Origin of the sequence: Sphingomonas parapaucimobilis NBRC 15100 (genome assembly GCF_000787715.1) — a bacterium.
Lineage (GTDB): Bacteria > Pseudomonadota > Alphaproteobacteria > Sphingomonadales > Sphingomonadaceae > Sphingomonas > Sphingomonas parapaucimobilis.
The window spans coordinates 1-13,222 of the sequence record NZ_BBPI01000090.1; the positions used below are offsets into that span (position 1 = coordinate 1).

The 13,222-nt window shown below is 67.9% G+C and carries 12 protein-coding genes and 1 tRNA gene; 7 read left to right on the forward strand and 6 right to left on the reverse strand.

Translation table 11 applies throughout. The features are described 5' to 3' along the window. Nucleotides 1-139: 139 nt before the first annotated feature. Nucleotides 140-1,444, reverse strand: a complete 1,305-nt coding sequence (gene pncB / locus SP5_RS15965; RefSeq protein ID WP_042490595.1) for a nicotinate phosphoribosyltransferase — start codon at nt 1,442-1,444, stop codon at nt 140-142. Nucleotides 1,445-1,605: 161 nt separating this feature from the next. Between pncB and SP5_RS15970 the strand changes: the two genes are divergently transcribed. Together SP5_RS15970 and SP5_RS15975 are read left to right on the forward strand one after the other, a co-directional pair. Further along, the gene (locus tag SP5_RS15970) at nt 1,606-3,687 is read left to right on the forward strand and encodes a DUF3857 domain-containing protein (RefSeq protein WP_245613519.1); all 2,082 of its coding nucleotides are present in this window, start codon (nt 1,606-1,608) and stop codon (nt 3,685-3,687) included. Between the two features lie 64 nt (nt 3,688-3,751). Further along, nucleotides 3,752-4,342: an NADPH-dependent FMN reductase gene (locus SP5_RS15975; protein WP_042490596.1), complete on the forward strand. Its 591-nt coding sequence runs from the start codon at nt 3,752-3,754 to the stop codon at nt 4,340-4,342. Here SP5_RS15975 and SP5_RS15980 read toward each other — a convergent pair. Next, the gene (locus SP5_RS15980) at nt 4,339-5,049 is read right to left on the reverse strand and encodes a VIT1/CCC1 transporter family protein (RefSeq protein ID WP_042490597.1); all 711 of its coding nucleotides are present in this window, start codon (nt 5,047-5,049) and stop codon (nt 4,339-4,341) included. The two genes, SP5_RS15975 and SP5_RS15980, sit on opposite strands and share 4 nt — an antisense overlap. Before the next feature lie 95 nt (nt 5,050-5,144). Further along, nucleotides 5,145-5,234, reverse strand: a tRNA-Ser gene (locus SP5_RS15985). Nucleotides 5,235-5,399: 165 nt separating this feature from the next. On the opposite strand from SP5_RS15985, the gene SP5_RS15990 reads away from it, so the two are divergent. Continuing rightward, nucleotides 5,400-6,164: a DUF1134 domain-containing protein gene (locus tag SP5_RS15990; protein ID WP_042490598.1), complete on the forward strand. Its 765-nt coding sequence runs from the start codon at nt 5,400-5,402 to the stop codon at nt 6,162-6,164. A 180-nt stretch (nt 6,165-6,344) separates the two neighbouring features. Here the strand turns inward: SP5_RS15990 and SP5_RS15995 are convergent, their stop codons facing one another. Together SP5_RS15995 and SP5_RS16000 are read right to left on the reverse strand one after the other, a co-directional pair. After that, nucleotides 6,345-6,746, reverse strand: coding sequence for a hypothetical protein (locus SP5_RS15995; RefSeq protein WP_042490599.1), 402 nt, complete (start codon nt 6,744-6,746; stop codon nt 6,345-6,347). After that, nucleotides 6,743-8,062 carry a dihydroorotase gene (locus SP5_RS16000; protein ID WP_042490600.1) on the reverse strand — a complete coding sequence of 440 codons (1,320 nt, stop codon included), beginning with the start codon at nt 8,060-8,062 and terminating at the stop codon, nt 6,743-6,745. The genes SP5_RS15995 and SP5_RS16000 overlap by 4 nt, the downstream gene beginning before the upstream one ends. A 47-nt stretch (nt 8,063-8,109) precedes the next feature. On the opposite strand from SP5_RS16000, the gene ygfZ reads away from it, so the two are divergent. After that, on the forward strand, nt 8,110-8,871 hold the full coding sequence (ygfZ, locus tag SP5_RS16005; protein WP_042490601.1) for a CAF17-like 4Fe-4S cluster assembly/insertion protein YgfZ: 762 nt from the start codon (nt 8,110-8,112) through the stop codon (nt 8,869-8,871). A gap of 13 nt (nt 8,872-8,884) precedes the next feature. Here ygfZ and SP5_RS16010 read toward each other — a convergent pair whose 3' ends face one another. After that, entirely contained in the window at nt 8,885-9,406 is a 522-nt protein-coding gene (locus SP5_RS16010; protein ID WP_042490602.1) for a PilZ domain-containing protein, read from the reverse strand. 212 nt (nt 9,407-9,618) lie between these two features. Between SP5_RS16010 and SP5_RS18595 the strand changes: the two genes are divergently transcribed. The 3 genes from SP5_RS18595 to SP5_RS16025 all read left to right on the forward strand — a co-directional run bounded on the left by SP5_RS18595 (nt 9,619) and on the right by SP5_RS16025 (nt 13,185). Further along, on the forward strand, nt 9,619-10,125 hold the full coding sequence (locus SP5_RS18595) for a hypothetical protein (RefSeq protein WP_157013773.1): 507 nt from the start codon (nt 9,619-9,621) through the stop codon (nt 10,123-10,125). 93 nt (nt 10,126-10,218) lie between these two features. Further along, complete coding sequence (locus SP5_RS16020) at nt 10,219-11,313, forward strand: Gfo/Idh/MocA family protein (protein ID WP_042490604.1); 1,095 nt, start codon at nt 10,219-10,221, stop codon at nt 11,311-11,313. Nucleotides 11,314-11,421: 108 nt separating this feature from the next. Then, nucleotides 11,422-13,185 (forward strand): aspartyl protease family protein, encoded by a 1,764-nt coding sequence (locus tag SP5_RS16025; RefSeq protein ID WP_245613520.1) that lies wholly within the window; start codon nt 11,422-11,424, stop codon nt 13,183-13,185. Nucleotides 13,186-13,222: the final 37 nt, after the last annotated feature.

The window sequence follows — 13,222 nt, forward strand, 5'->3', positions numbered from 1 at the left end:
AGGGGCTTGCCTTGAGGCGACCTTCGTTAATGCCGCTCCCAGCGGCACTGGGTGAGGGGCAGGAGGCATTACGGATGTCCGTCCATCCCCGCGTGCCGATCCAGGGTTCGGACCGCCCCTGCCAGCCCCGGCTACTCCGTCACACCCGGACCGCCTTGGCGTGGCGCCCGTCTTCGCCGAAGATGCGCAGATAGCGTTCGATCTCGGCCGGATCGCCGGTCGCCTTGGCGGGGTTGTCGGACAGCTTGACCGCCGGATGCCCGTCCGCGCTGATGACCTTGGCCACCAGCGAGATCGGCTCCAGCCCGGCCGCACCCGCCGGATCGCAGTCGCGGAAGTCGTTGGTCAGGTTGGTGCCCCAGCCGAAGCTCATCCGCACCCGGCCATGGAAATGGCGATAGGTCGCCTCGATGCTGTCGACGTCCATCCCGTCCGAAAAGATCAGCAGCTTGCGGCGCGGGTCGCGGCCATGCGCCTGCCACCAGTCGATGATCTGCTCGCCCCCCTCGATCGGCGGCATCGAGTCGGGGCGAAAGCCCGTCCAGTCGGCGAGCCAGTCGGGCGCGTTGCGCAAGAAGGCCGTGGTCCCGAATGCGTCCGGCAGCGCGATCAGCAGGTTGCCGTCATACAGCGCCTGCCACTCCTCCAGCACCCGGTAGGGCGCCGCCGCCACGCCCGCATCGTCGGGGGCGAGCGCGGCCATCACCATCGGCAGCTCATGCGCGTTGGTGCCGATCGCCTCCAGGTCATTGTCCATCGCCAGCAGCACGTTGGACGAGCCGATGAACCGGTCTCCCAGCCCTTCCTTCAGCGCCTCGACGCACCAGCGCTGCCACAGAAAGCCATGCCGCCGCCGCGTGCCGAAGTCGGAGAGAACCAGGTCGGGCAGGGCGCGTAGGCGTTCGACCTTGTCCCACAGCTTGGCCTTGGCACGGGCATAGAGGATGTCGAGCTCGAACCGCCCCTTGCCCTTCAGGGCCGCCCGCGAGCGCAGTTCGTTGACGATGGCCAAAGCGGGGATTTCCCACATCGTCGTCTCGGCCCAGGGGCCGTCGAAATGCAGCTCGAACTGCCCGTCGACGGTGCGCAGCCCATAGTCCGGCAGCTGGAAGCGGGCGAGCCAGTCGAGGAACTCGGGCGAGAACATGCGTTGCTTGCCATAGAAGCTGTTGCCCGCCAGCCAGATCAGCTCCTTCTTGCCGAAGCGAAGCGAGCGCGCATGGTCGAGCTGTTCGCGCAGTTCCGCTTCGTCGATCACTTCGGCCAGCCGGACATGCTTGCTGCGGTTGATGAGCGAGAAGGTCGCCGTGACCTCCGGGTGGAGCCGCCGGATCATCTGCAGCATCAGCAGCTTGTAGAAATCGGTATCCAGCAGGCTGCGCACGACCGGGTCGAGCCGCCAGCCGTGGTTATAGACGCGGGTGGCAATGTCGGTGACGGGCATGGACGCTCCCCCAGGATCATGGGCCAAACTCAGCCGTGGGTCCCCGGCGATGCACCAACGCCGGGACAGGAGCAAGCGCATGGCGCGCCTTGCGCCCGCCGCGCTTTTGGCCACTATGGCGGCCTTCCGGGGAGGATGGGGGAACTATGAGGTTGCGTGGCGTGAGGGCGATCGCCCCGGCATGGGTGCTGGTGTCGATGCTGGCGGCGGGCGGCGTCGAGGCCCGGAATGCGGGGAAGCAAGAGGCCAGACAGGCGGGGCGGCCCGTGGCGGCCCCGCGCGGCCCGCAAACGGGGCCGGTCCCCGCCTGGGTCACGCGGTCCGAACCGCTGGCCGTGCCCGGCGATGTCGGCGGCCCGGTCTTCATGCGCCGACAGGATGTCGTGGCGCACATCACCGACCAGGGACAGGCCCAATATATGGGCTATCGCATCAAGATCCTGCAATCCAACGCGCTGCAGATCGGCAATATCGCCATCGCCTGGGACCCGGCGGCGGGACCGCCGATCGTCCACGCCATCCATGTCATCCGCGACGGCCAGACGATCGATGCGATGAAGGCGGCCGCGTTCGAGGTGCTGCGCCGCGAGGACAAGCTGGAGGAGGCGATGCTGGACGGCACGCTGACCGCCGTGCTGCGCGTGCCCGACCTGCGCGTCGGCGACGAGCTGGAGGTCGAATGGACGACCTTTGCCAGGGATCCGACCATGGGCGGCAAGGCGTCGGGCCTGCTGGTGCTGGCCGCCAGCCCGGCGCCCGGCCGCTATCATCTGGGACTGAACTGGGATGCGGGGCACAGGCCGCAGTTGAAGATCAGCCCGGACATGACCCCCGCGCTGAAGAGGCAGGATCAAGGCGTCGACTTCCACTTTGACAATCCCGCGACACTGACCCCGCCCAAGGATGCGCCGCCGCGCTATCAGTGGCAGCGCATCGTCGAATATAGCGATTTCGGCGACTGGCCCTCCGTGTCCCGCCATTTCGCCCCGCTCTATACCCAGGCGGCGACGCTCGCGCCCAACTCGCCGCTGCGCCAGGAAGCGGCGCGGATCGCCGCGGCGAGCCCCAAGCCGCTCGACCGGGCGGCCGCCGCGCTAAAGCTCGTCCAGCAGGATGTCCGCTACATCTATGTCGGGCTGAACGGCGGCAACCTGACCCCCGCCTCGGCCGACGAGACGTGGCAGCGTCGCTATGGCGACTGCAAGGGCAAGACCGCACTGCTGCTTGCCCTGCTCCGCGAACTGGGGATCGAGGCGGAGGCGGTGCTCATCAATTCCAACGCCGCCGATGACGGCTTCGACCAGCGTCTGTCGGGGCCGCAGCTTTTCGACCATGTGCTGGTCCGTGCGCATATCGATGGCGCAACCTATTGGCTGGACGGAACGATGCCCGCCGTCGTGCCGCCCGCCGCGCGGCCGGTCTTTCCGGTGCAATGGGTCCTGCCGCTGACCACGCGCGGCGAGTCGCTGGAAAAGCTGAACCGGCCGCTGGCCAGCGTGCCCGACGAAACGACGCTGTACGACATCGACACGCGGGCCGGGTTCGACAAGCCCGCCAGGATCACCTCCACCACCATCACGCGCGGCGTCGCGGGGCTTCAGCAGCAGGCGCAGTTCTCGGCCGTGACGCCGGGCCAGATGCTCGACGCCTTTCGCCAGCAGCTGACCGGCGATTTCTGGCAGGCGATCGACAGCGTGCAGTGGCGTTACGACCAGACGGCACAGGCCGGTATCCTGACGATCGCGGGCACCGGCACGATCGACTGGGACAAGGACGATGACGGCGGCCGCTCCTTCGCGCTGCCCGGTGGCGGCTTCAGCCCGCCCGATCGTCGTCTGCGCAGTGCCGATCAGCGGGGGGACGTGCCCTTCTATTCGAAGCCCGAATATAGCTGCCACGTCACCACGGTCCGCCTGCCCATGGGCACCGAGGCGAAGCAATGGTCGTCCAAGCCCGGTTTCGACACGATGATGTTCGGCCGCCATTACCGGCGCGCCTGGGAGATGCGCGACGGCACCATCCGCATGGTCCGGGGCTCGCGCGTCGAACAGCCCGAGATCGATGCCGCCATGGCGGCGCGCGACAATGGCCGGATCGACGCGTTCGACAACAGCATGGCCTGGATCTTCTATGCGCCGAAGGGGACAAAGCCCGGCGTCGGACAGGGCGAGACGGTGCCCGCCAGCTATGACCATGACTGGGTCGCCGATCCCGCGCCGTGCATGCCGACCGCCAAGGGATGAGGCGGGCGGGATCGCCACCGCGCCCCTCGCGTTGTGCAGGGGCCAGCTTTTGGGGAGACATTGGATGGCCGACCATATCCTGATCTTCTACGGCTCCTACCGATCCGACCGGCAGGGCATCAGGCTGGCCGATTATCTGGTCCGGTCGTTCCGCGAACGGGGTGCGAAGCCCGAGCTGATCGATGCCAAGGCGGTCGGGCTGCCCATGCTGGACCGGATGTACAAGGAATATCCCGCCGGTGAGGCGCCCGAGGCGATGGAGACACTCGCCGCCAAGATCCGAGCCGCCGATGCCTTTGTCTTCGTCACCGGCGAATATAATTGGGGGCAGCAGCCGGGGCTGAAGAACCTGACCGATCACTTCCTGGAGGAATGGTATTGGCGCCCCGCCGCCATCGCCAGCTATTCGGCCGGACGGCTGGCGGGCGCGCATGCCAGCGTCGCCTGGCACGGGACGCTGAGCGAAATGGGCATGGTCGTGGTGTCCAGCACGCTGACCGTCGGCGGCATCGGCCAGGCGCTGGATGCGCAGGGACAGCCGACCGGCGAGGGCGGGGCGGCGCTGTCCCGCAGCTTTCCGCGCTTCGCCGACGATCTCGCCTGGTGGACCCAGGCCGCACGGAACCAGCGGGCGAAGGTCGCCCCGCCTTATTAAACGAAGGTGCCGGTCAGCGTCCCGATCAGCGCGGTCACGCCCATCGCCAGCGCGCCCAGCAGCACGACGCGCACGATAGCGCGTACGACCGGCGCGCCGCCCGCTTTTGCGCCCAGCGCGCCCAGCACCGCCAGCAGGACCAGCGCCGTCGCGGGCGTCAGGTAGAGGACCCAGGCATGCGGCGACAGCGCGGCGGCCAGCACGGGCAGGATCGCCCCGGCGCTGAACGCCCCCGCCGAAAACAGCGCCGCCTGAAGCGGGTTGGAGCCGCCGTCATCGGCCAGCCCAAGCTCGTCGCGGCGATGCGCGCCCAGCGCGTCATGCGCCATCATCTGCTCGGCCACCTGTTGCGCCAGGCCCGCCTCGACCCCGCGCTGTTCGTAGATCGCGGCGAGTTCCCGCGTTTCGGCCAGCGGCGCACGGACCAGCTCGGCGGCCTCGCGCGCCAGATCGGCCTGCTCGGTATCGGCCTGCGAACTGACCGAGACATATTCCCCCGCCGCCATCGACAGCGCCCCGCCGACCAGCGCCGCGATCCCCGCCACCAGCACGGCGCCCGCCGTCGCACCGGGCGCGGCCGCGACGCCGACGATCAGGCTGGAGACCGAGATGATGCCGTCATTGGCCCCCAGCACGGCGGCGCGCAGCCAACCCGTGCGGTGAACCAGATGCTGTTCGCCCATGGCGTGGATGGTGGTCTGGCTCATAGGATATACTCAAGCGTGCCGGACGCGCAGGATCCGGGGCGGCGGGGCAGGCCCCCGTCCGGGCGGTGGATCGAATGTCGGGAAGCGGCGCAATATGGCGGAGACGGAGGGATTCGAACCCTCGGTACGGTTTCCCGTACGACGCTTTAGCAAAGCGTTGGTTTCAGCCACTCACCCACGTCTCCGGCTGCGGCGAGGTGCGGCTATAGCGGGGCCGGTGGAGGCAATCAACCGGGTCTGGGCGGGATTTTATCAGGAAAATCGACTAATCCTCATTTCGTCATTCATTGCGCCGCAAGCTGCGGGCTGGTTAACGTGGTCAATCGGTTCGCCGGGGGAGTTGAGAATTCATGCGTATCGTCTGTCTGGGCCTGTCATGGCGTCTGTCGTTGCTGGCTGGCCTGGCCCTGGTCGCCACCGCGCCGGTTGCGGCGCAGGTCCGCACGATCGACCCCAATCAGGGTATCGACAGCGACCTCGGCACCCAGCCTTCCCGCCCCGCGCCCCAGCAGAGCGCGCCGCCCCAGGATGACGCCCCGCCGGTCCAGTCGACCCCGCCCGTACAGCAGCCGCCGGTCACGCCTACCCCCGGCACCCCCGATTCGCGCGCGACCCAGACGACGCAGGCCGCCGATACGTTCGAGCGGGACGACCTGATGGCGGCGGGTGAGGGCGTGTTCGGCAAGGGAGCCGAGGGGCTGGCGGGCATCATCGAGCGAATCCTGCGCGAACAGGGGCGGCCCAACGCCTATATCGCCGGGCGCGAGGCATCGGGCGCGTTCGTCGTCGGCCTGCGTTATGGCTCGGGCGTGATGACCCATAAGGTCGAGGGGCAGATGCCGGTCTATTGGACCGGGCCGTCGCTGGGCTTCGATATCGGCGGCGACGCGAACAAGGTGTTCGTGCTGGTCTATAACCTCTACGACACCGAGGAGCTGTTCCACCGCTTCCCGGCGGCCGAGGGGCGGCTGTATTTCGTCGGCGGGTTTGCGGCGACGTATTTGCGGCGTGGCAATGTCGTGCTGATCCCGGTGCGGCTGGGCGTCGGTTGGCGCGCGGGCGTCAATGTCGGGTATATGAACTTCACGCACAAGGCGCGGTGGTTGCCGTTCTGATTTCGGCCTCGGGGTGAGGGTTTCCCTTGGCCTTCGACTTCGCTCAGGCTGAACGGGGGTGGGGTTGCGTCCTGGACTTTTCCCACAGCCGTTCAGGCTGAGCCCTTCGGCTGGCTGGCAAGGCAGCCGCTCAGGATAAACGTCGACGCATGACGTCGACTTCGAAGCCCACGCCCCCTCCTATCCGCGCATCAGCAACCGATAAGGTTCGCTCACCGCGATTACCGGCACGTCCCACGGATGTGCCGCCAACAACGCATCGGCCAGCGCTTCCACATCCGCCTCTGCATCGTATATCGCGGTCAGGATGACGGTCGGCGACCAGCTCGCCTCTCCCACCGCGCCCAGCGTCGGCACGGCATCCTCGCCCGGCCGGAAGCCCTCATAACCCAGCGCCAGTTCGACCACCTCGCGATATCGCCCGAAATCGCCGAGCGGGGCTGTGCGCAGGATCGCCAGCAGCGTGGCGGCGGTGGAATCCTCTTCCACCGCCGCCGGATTGCCTGCGACCAGCGCCGCAAGCGTGGCGGGCGCGACCGGGCAATAGACCCGGATGTCCCGCACCCACCGCGTGCCGCTCATCCGAAGTCGACCGCCTCGAAGCGAATCGGCTGGCCGGTCGGCGCATCGGCGAGCTGGTCCTCCCACATCGCCACCTGGCCGCGCACGATGGTGCCGATCGGCTTGCCGGTCAGCTCCATGCCGGTGAAGGGCGACCAGCCGCACTTGGACTGGAGCCACTGGTCCTCGATGGTCCAGCGCTTCTTGAGGTCGACGATGGTGAAGTCGGCGTCGTAACCGGCCGCGATCCGCCCCTTGCCGACGATGCCGAAGATGCGCTGCGCCCCCGCGCTGGTCAGTTCGATCACGCGCTGGAGCGACAGGCGGCCATTCGCCGCATGGTCGAGCAGCAGCGGCAGCAGCGTCTGCACGCCCGGCATTCCGCTGGGGCTGCCCGGATAGGGCTTGGCCTTTTCCTCCAGCGTGTGCGGCGCATGGTCCGAACCGATGACGTCGGGCACGCCCTGGTTCAGCCAGTGCCACAGCCCGTCGCGGTGTGCGCCCGAGCGGATCGGCGGGTTCATCTGCGCCAGCGTGCCGAGGCGCGAATAGGCTTCCTCACCCGCCAGCGTCAGATGCTGCGGCGTGACCTCGCAGGTCGCGATGTCCTTGTGCTGCGCGATATATTCCAGCTCGGCGGGCGTGGTGACGTGCAGGATGTGGATACGGCGATTGGCCGCGCGCGCCAGCCGCAGGATGCGACGGGTGGCGAGAAGCGCGCTCTCGTCGTCGCGCCAGACCGGGTGTGAGGACGGATCGCCCTCGATCCGCTCGTCGGCCCGGGCGTTCATCCGGTCCTCGTCCTCGGCATGGATCGCGACGCGGCGATGACCCGAGGCGAGCACTTCGGCCAGCCGCGCATCCTCGGAGACCAGCAGGTCGCCGGTCGAGGCGCCCATGAAGATCTTCACGCCCGCCGTGCCCGGCATCCGCTCCAGCTCGGCCAGGTCGCGGGCATTGTGGTTGGTCGCGCCCACGTAAAAGGCGTGGTCGCAGAACATCGTCCTGGCGCGGGTCAGCTTGTCGGTGATCGCCTCGGCCGAATCGGTGTTCGGCTTGGTGTTGGGCATCTCGAAGACGGCGGTGACGCCGCCCATCACCGCCGCGCGGCTGCCGGAGGCCAGGTCCTCCTTGTGCATCAGGCCAGGCTCGCGGAAATGCACCTGGCTGTCGATCACGCCGGGCAGGATGTCGAGGCCGGTGCAGTCGATCACCCGACCCGCATCGCCGCGCGCGCCGATTTCCACGATCCGGCCGTCGCGCACGCCGACATCGGCGCGGACGGGGCCGCCGGGGGTGTGGACGGTGCCGCCGGAGAGAAGCAGGTCGAAGGTCATGGCAAACGGGCCTTTCGCATAGGGTCACGCCCTCCTACCTTGCGGTCATGACCGATGCCACCCCAACAGCCATCGCCGCGACGGCCGCCGCGACGACCCTCTCCGATCGCCGCCTGATCCGGATCGCGGGCGAGGATGTGCGCGGTTTCCTGCAAGGGCTGGTGACGCAGGACGTCGCGGGCCTGACGCCGGATGCCCCGCGCTGGGCCGCCCTGCTGACGCCGCAGGGCAAGGCGCTGTTCGACTTTCTCCTATGGGCCGAGGGCGAGGCGGTGCTGATCGATGCGGAAGCGTCGCAGGCCGAGGCACTGGCGAAGCGGCTGGCCATGTACCGCCTGCGCCGCGCGATCACGATCACGCCGGTCGAGGGACTGGCCGTCCATTGGAGCCGCAATGCCGAGGGGCGGCCCCATGATCCGCGCCTGCCCGAACTGGGCCATCGCTGGCTGGCCCCGGCGGGCGAACCGGCGAGCGGTTGGACCGCGCACCGGCTTTCGCTGGGCGTGACCGAAGGTGTCGGCGAGCTGGGCTCGGGGGAGACGCTCTGGCTGGAATGCAATGCGCGCGAGCTGAACGGCGTCAGTTTTACCAAGGGCTGTTATGTCGGGCAGGAAAACACGGCGCGGATGCACCACCGCTCGAAGGTCAATCGACGGTTGGTCGTGGCTCCCCTGGGCGAGGCGGGCGACCGGACCCGTGCAAGCTACCCGGAACTGGGCCTGATGGTCGAGCATCGCCGCGTCGAGGCACTGGGCGACGCGATCCGTCCCGACTGGCTGGCGACGGCGTTGCAGGCCGATCAGGACTGACCGATGCTTCGGATTATCGGGACAGGGCCTGGGTGATCTGCGCGGCCGGCGCGGCCAGGATATGGCCGACCCGGATCGCGATGGTCGCTGCGGCGACCAGTCCGAAAAGGCCCAGGGCACCGAACTGCATCGCCTGCGACAGGGAGCGGCTGCGCTCCATGCGTCGGGCGGCGTCGATTTCCCCCGCCATGGTCTGGCGCAGGGCGGCGCGATCCTTGCTGCGACGCGTGCCGGTCGGCCGGGCCTCCAGGCGGGGCTCGTTGACCAGCGCATCGGCGCTGATGACATCCTGCGTGCGGACGCCCGAGAATCGGTCGCGCCGCCAGACGACGCGGCCGATCACCACCTGGCGACCGCGCCGCAGGTCCAGATATTCGCCCGGCGCCAGCGGATCGTCACATGCGATCATCATGCCCCGGGACGAGATGTTGTGGATGCACGCATCGCCCCAGCCCCGGACGGACTTGATCCGACAGGGGATCAGAACCTGTCGGCGCGCTTCGCGGTTTTTATAGCCCGGTCCGGACCGCCCCATGGCAGTTTCCCTGCTCCGAATTCGATGAGTTTTTCGTCCATAGTGGACAGAGGGAAAGAAAGGATGAATCGGTTTTCACCAATGTATGATGTGTCGAGCGTGGCTGCATCGGCAACCGGCCCGGTCGCAGCCTGTCGCCATGGGGAACGGGAAAGGCATGACGCGCCCGACCTTTTCGGTTAGCTTCGCCATAGAGAAACCGAGGAGAGGTCATGCCGAAGATCGGTGTTGCGCTTGCCCTGTTGGGCGCGTCGTCATCCGCCTTGGCCGCACCCCCCCAGCCCTATAGCTGGGGCAGGCCGGGTGCTTCGCGGGAGGCTTTCGATGGCGGCAGCCGGGCCTGCATGTTGCAAGCCGCCCGGCGCGACGTGGCCGGGGACGGGGCGACCCAGCGTTATGTGCGCGGCGCGCGCGTCCTGGACCGCGAAGCCAATACGCCCCCGACGGTCCCGACCGACGACATCTTCACGCAGAGCGAGAGGCAGGTTCTGCTTCGCCGAATGTATCGGCCGGACAAGCAGGTCGATTCGCTCCAGGCCACGCTGCAAGGCGAAGTGGACCAGTGCCTGGTCCGGTCCGGCTATGTCCGATTCGCCCTGACCCGCGAACAGGCGCGGATGCTCAAGCGCTATCCCCCCGGCACCGAGCAACGGCGCGCCTATCTCTACGCGCTGGGCAGCGACGCCCGGATCGTCGAGGCGCAGAAAGTCACCGACTGACCCTTGCGGCACCTTGCCAGCATCGGACGGTGTCGTTCATGATAAGCCACTGATTGAACAGGCAAACATGCCTGGCGAACACGGGAGAGCATCATGGGGCACGCCGATCGTCGGACCATCATCGCGGGGCTGGGGGCGGGACTGGCCCTGGCGGCGGGGGGCGGGGCCTGTGCCGCGCCGCGCGGGCGCAAGGCGGGGTATGCGATCGTCGGTCTGGGCCGCTATGCCGAGCTGATCATGTCCAAATTCGCCGAATGCGAGCAGTCGCGGCTGGTCGCGCTGGTCAGCGGCACGCCCGAAAAGCTGGCACGCTTCGGCGAGAAATATGGCGTGCCCGAAAGCCACCGTTATTCCTATGCCGATTTCGACCGTATCCGCGACAATCCGGATGTCGACATCGTCTATGTGATCCTGCCCAATGCGCTGCACGCCGAATATACGGTGCGCGCGGCCAGAGCGGGCAAGCATGTCATGTGCGAAAAGCCGATGGCGATCTCGGTCGCGGAATGCCGCACGATGATCGCGGCGTGCCGGGCGGCGGGGCGCAAGCTGATGATCGGATACCGATCGCGGTTCGAGCCGCACAACCGGCTGGCGATCGACATGGCGCGCAAGGGCTTTGTCGGGCCGACGCGGATCATCACCGCCGATCATGGCTTCAACGCGCAGCCCAACCAGTGGCGGCTGGACCGCAAGCTGTCGGGCGGCGGCTCGCTGATGGACATCGGCATCTACAGCCTGAACGCGACCCGCTATCTGACCGGCGAAGAACCCGTCGAGGTCAGCGCGATCGAGTCCACCGACCGCAGCGACCCGCGTTTCCGTACCGTCGAGGACCGGATCAGCTTCCTGCTGCGCTTCCCTTCGGGGATCGAGGCGACCTGCGTGTCCAGCTACAGCTCCAACCACAATATGTACCGCGTGTCGGGGACGGATGGCTGGATCGAACTGGAGCCCGCCACCTCTTATGAGGGGCAGAAGATGTGGGTCCGCCGCAATGGCCGGACCGAGCAGCAGCAGGTTCCCGCAGGCAAGGGCCAGCATGCCGGGCAGCTCGACCATTTCGCCGAGTGTATCGCCAACGGCACGGATCCGCTGGTGCCCGGCGAGGAAGGGCTGGCCGATATGCGGGTGATCGAGGCGATCTATCGATCGGCGCGGGAAGGGCGGCGGATCACCCTGGCCTGACTTTGGCCACGGGGCGGGCGGCATGTTTCGACAATGTCAGGCGCACGTCATCTCGGCCCAGGCCCCGCAATGATAGGCTTGCCCCATCGCTGACATGGGGATGGTGGCATGATGACGGGGGCAGGGCGCAAGCGGATCATGGTCGCGGCGCTGTTGGTCGGGGCGGCAGCGGGTCCCGCCATGGCGGATACGTGCAAGGTCGGCCAGATGGCGGCGATCCCGGTCACGATGCAGGGCCTGCGCCCGGTGGTCGAGACCCGGATCAACGGCAAGCCCGCCCCCTTCATCCTCGACAGCGGCGCCTTTTACAGCAACATCGCGCCCCCCGTCGCACGCGAACTGGGCCTGCCGGAACAGCCCTTGCCCTTCGGTTTCCGGGTGAACGGGATCGGCGGCAGCTCGGACGCCACCGTCGCCACGGTCAAGCACTTCACCCTGGCCGGAACCGATATCCCGAACGTCCAGTTCATCGTCAGCGGCAGCGATGTCGGCCAGACCGGCCTGCTCGGGCAGAATGTCCTGGGCCTCAGCGACGTCGAATATGACCTGCCCGGCGGCATGGTCCGGCTGTTCAAGCCCAGCGGCTGCGCGCACGCCGCCATGGCCTATTGGACGGGCGGCAAGCCCTATTTCGAAATCCCGATCGAGACCAGGGACCAGGCGCACAGCCACACGGTCGGCACGGTCGAGCTGGACGGTGCGAAGCTGAACGCGACCTTCGATACCGGAGCGGCGCAGACCGTGCTGAGCCTGCGCGCCGCCGCCCGCGCGGGCGTCCATCCCGGTGACCCGGGCGTCGAGGCGGCGGGATGGGAGCGCGGATTGGGCCGCCATGTCGTCCAGGGCTGGACCGCGCGGTTCAAGCTGCTGAAGATCGGCAATGAGGAACTGCACAATGTGCGGCTCCATATCGCCGATCTGGGGCCGCTCGACACCGACATGCTGCTGGGCGCGGACTTTTTCGTGTCGCACCGGCTCTATGTCTCCAATTTCCAGCACCGCATCTATTTCACCTATAGCGGCGGGCGGCTGTTCGATGCGGTGGCGCATGCCGATCCGGGCATGGCGGCGGTCGTCGCGCCAGCCGCCACCGACGCCGCGCCGCCGAGCGATGCCGAGGGTTACAGCCGTCGCGGCGCGATGCTGGTCACCCAGCACGACCTGCCCCATGCGATCGATGCCTTTACGCAGGCGATCGCGATGGCACCCAAGAACCCGCGTTTTCCCCGCCAGCGCGCGCTCGCCTATCTGGACCAGCATCGGCCGGTGCTGGCGATCGACGACCTGAACACCACGCTGACGCTCGACCCGACCGATACGCAGGCGCGGCTGATCCGCGCCGAATTGCGGCTGCGTGCGGGCAATCCGGCGGGGACGATTACCGATCTCGACCTGCTGAACGGGCAGTTGCCGCGCGAGGATGCGGCACGGCTCCAGATGGCGCGGCTCTATTCGGGGGCGGACGCCTTCGACGCGGCGATCGGGCAATATGATCTGTGGCTGGCCGCGCATCATGACGATTCCCGTCGCAGCACCGCGCAGAACGGCCGGTGCTGGTCGCGGATGCTGGCCGACAAGGATATCGACAAGGCGTTGGGCGACTGCAACGCCGCGGTCCATGCGATCCCCAGCGATCCGAGCTTCCTCGACAGCCGGGCCTTTATCCATCTCCGCCAGAAGGACGACCGGGCTGCGCTCGCCGATTTCAACGCCGCGCTGGCGATCGATCCGAAGCGCGCCTGGGCACTGTACGGGCGCTCGATCGCCGAGACGCATCTGGGCATGACCACTGAGGCGGCGCGTGACCGGACACTGGCGACGGGGCTGGACAAGCGCATGCCCGAGCGGATGAGGAAATACGGGATCGGTTAGACAATCCTCCCCGGCACGGGGAGGTGGCAGCGCGTCA

Excerpts from the sequence above, each read along its gene's own strand:
- SP5_RS15975 (WP_042490596.1), top strand. The coding sequence starts at position 3,752 with ATGGCCGACCATATCCTGATCTTCTACGGCTCCTACCGATCCGACCGG.
- SP5_RS15980 (WP_042490597.1), bottom strand. The coding sequence starts at position 5,049 with ATGAGCCAGACCACCATCCACGCCATGGGCGAACAGCATCTGGTTCAC.
- SP5_RS18595 (WP_157013773.1), top strand. The coding sequence starts at position 9,619 with ATGCCGAAGATCGGTGTTGCGCTTGCCCTGTTGGGCGCGTCGTCATCC.
- SP5_RS16010 (WP_042490602.1), bottom strand. The coding sequence starts at position 9,406 with ATGGGGCGGTCCGGACCGGGCTATAAAAACCGCGAAGCGCGCCGACAG.
- SP5_RS16000 (WP_042490600.1), bottom strand. The coding sequence starts at position 8,062 with ATGACCTTCGACCTGCTTCTCTCCGGCGGCACCGTCCACACCCCCGGC.
- ygfZ (WP_042490601.1), top strand. The coding sequence starts at position 8,110 with ATGACCGATGCCACCCCAACAGCCATCGCCGCGACGGCCGCCGCGACG.
- pncB (WP_042490595.1), bottom strand. The coding sequence starts at position 1,444 with ATGCCCGTCACCGACATTGCCACCCGCGTCTATAACCACGGCTGGCGG.
- SP5_RS16020 (WP_042490604.1), top strand. The coding sequence starts at position 10,219 with ATGGGGCACGCCGATCGTCGGACCATCATCGCGGGGCTGGGGGCGGGA.
- SP5_RS15995 (WP_042490599.1), bottom strand. The coding sequence starts at position 6,746 with ATGAGCGGCACGCGGTGGGTGCGGGACATCCGGGTCTATTGCCCGGTC.
- SP5_RS15990 (WP_042490598.1), top strand. The coding sequence starts at position 5,400 with ATGCGTATCGTCTGTCTGGGCCTGTCATGGCGTCTGTCGTTGCTGGCT.
- SP5_RS16025 (WP_245613520.1), top strand. The coding sequence starts at position 11,422 with ATGATGACGGGGGCAGGGCGCAAGCGGATCATGGTCGCGGCGCTGTTG.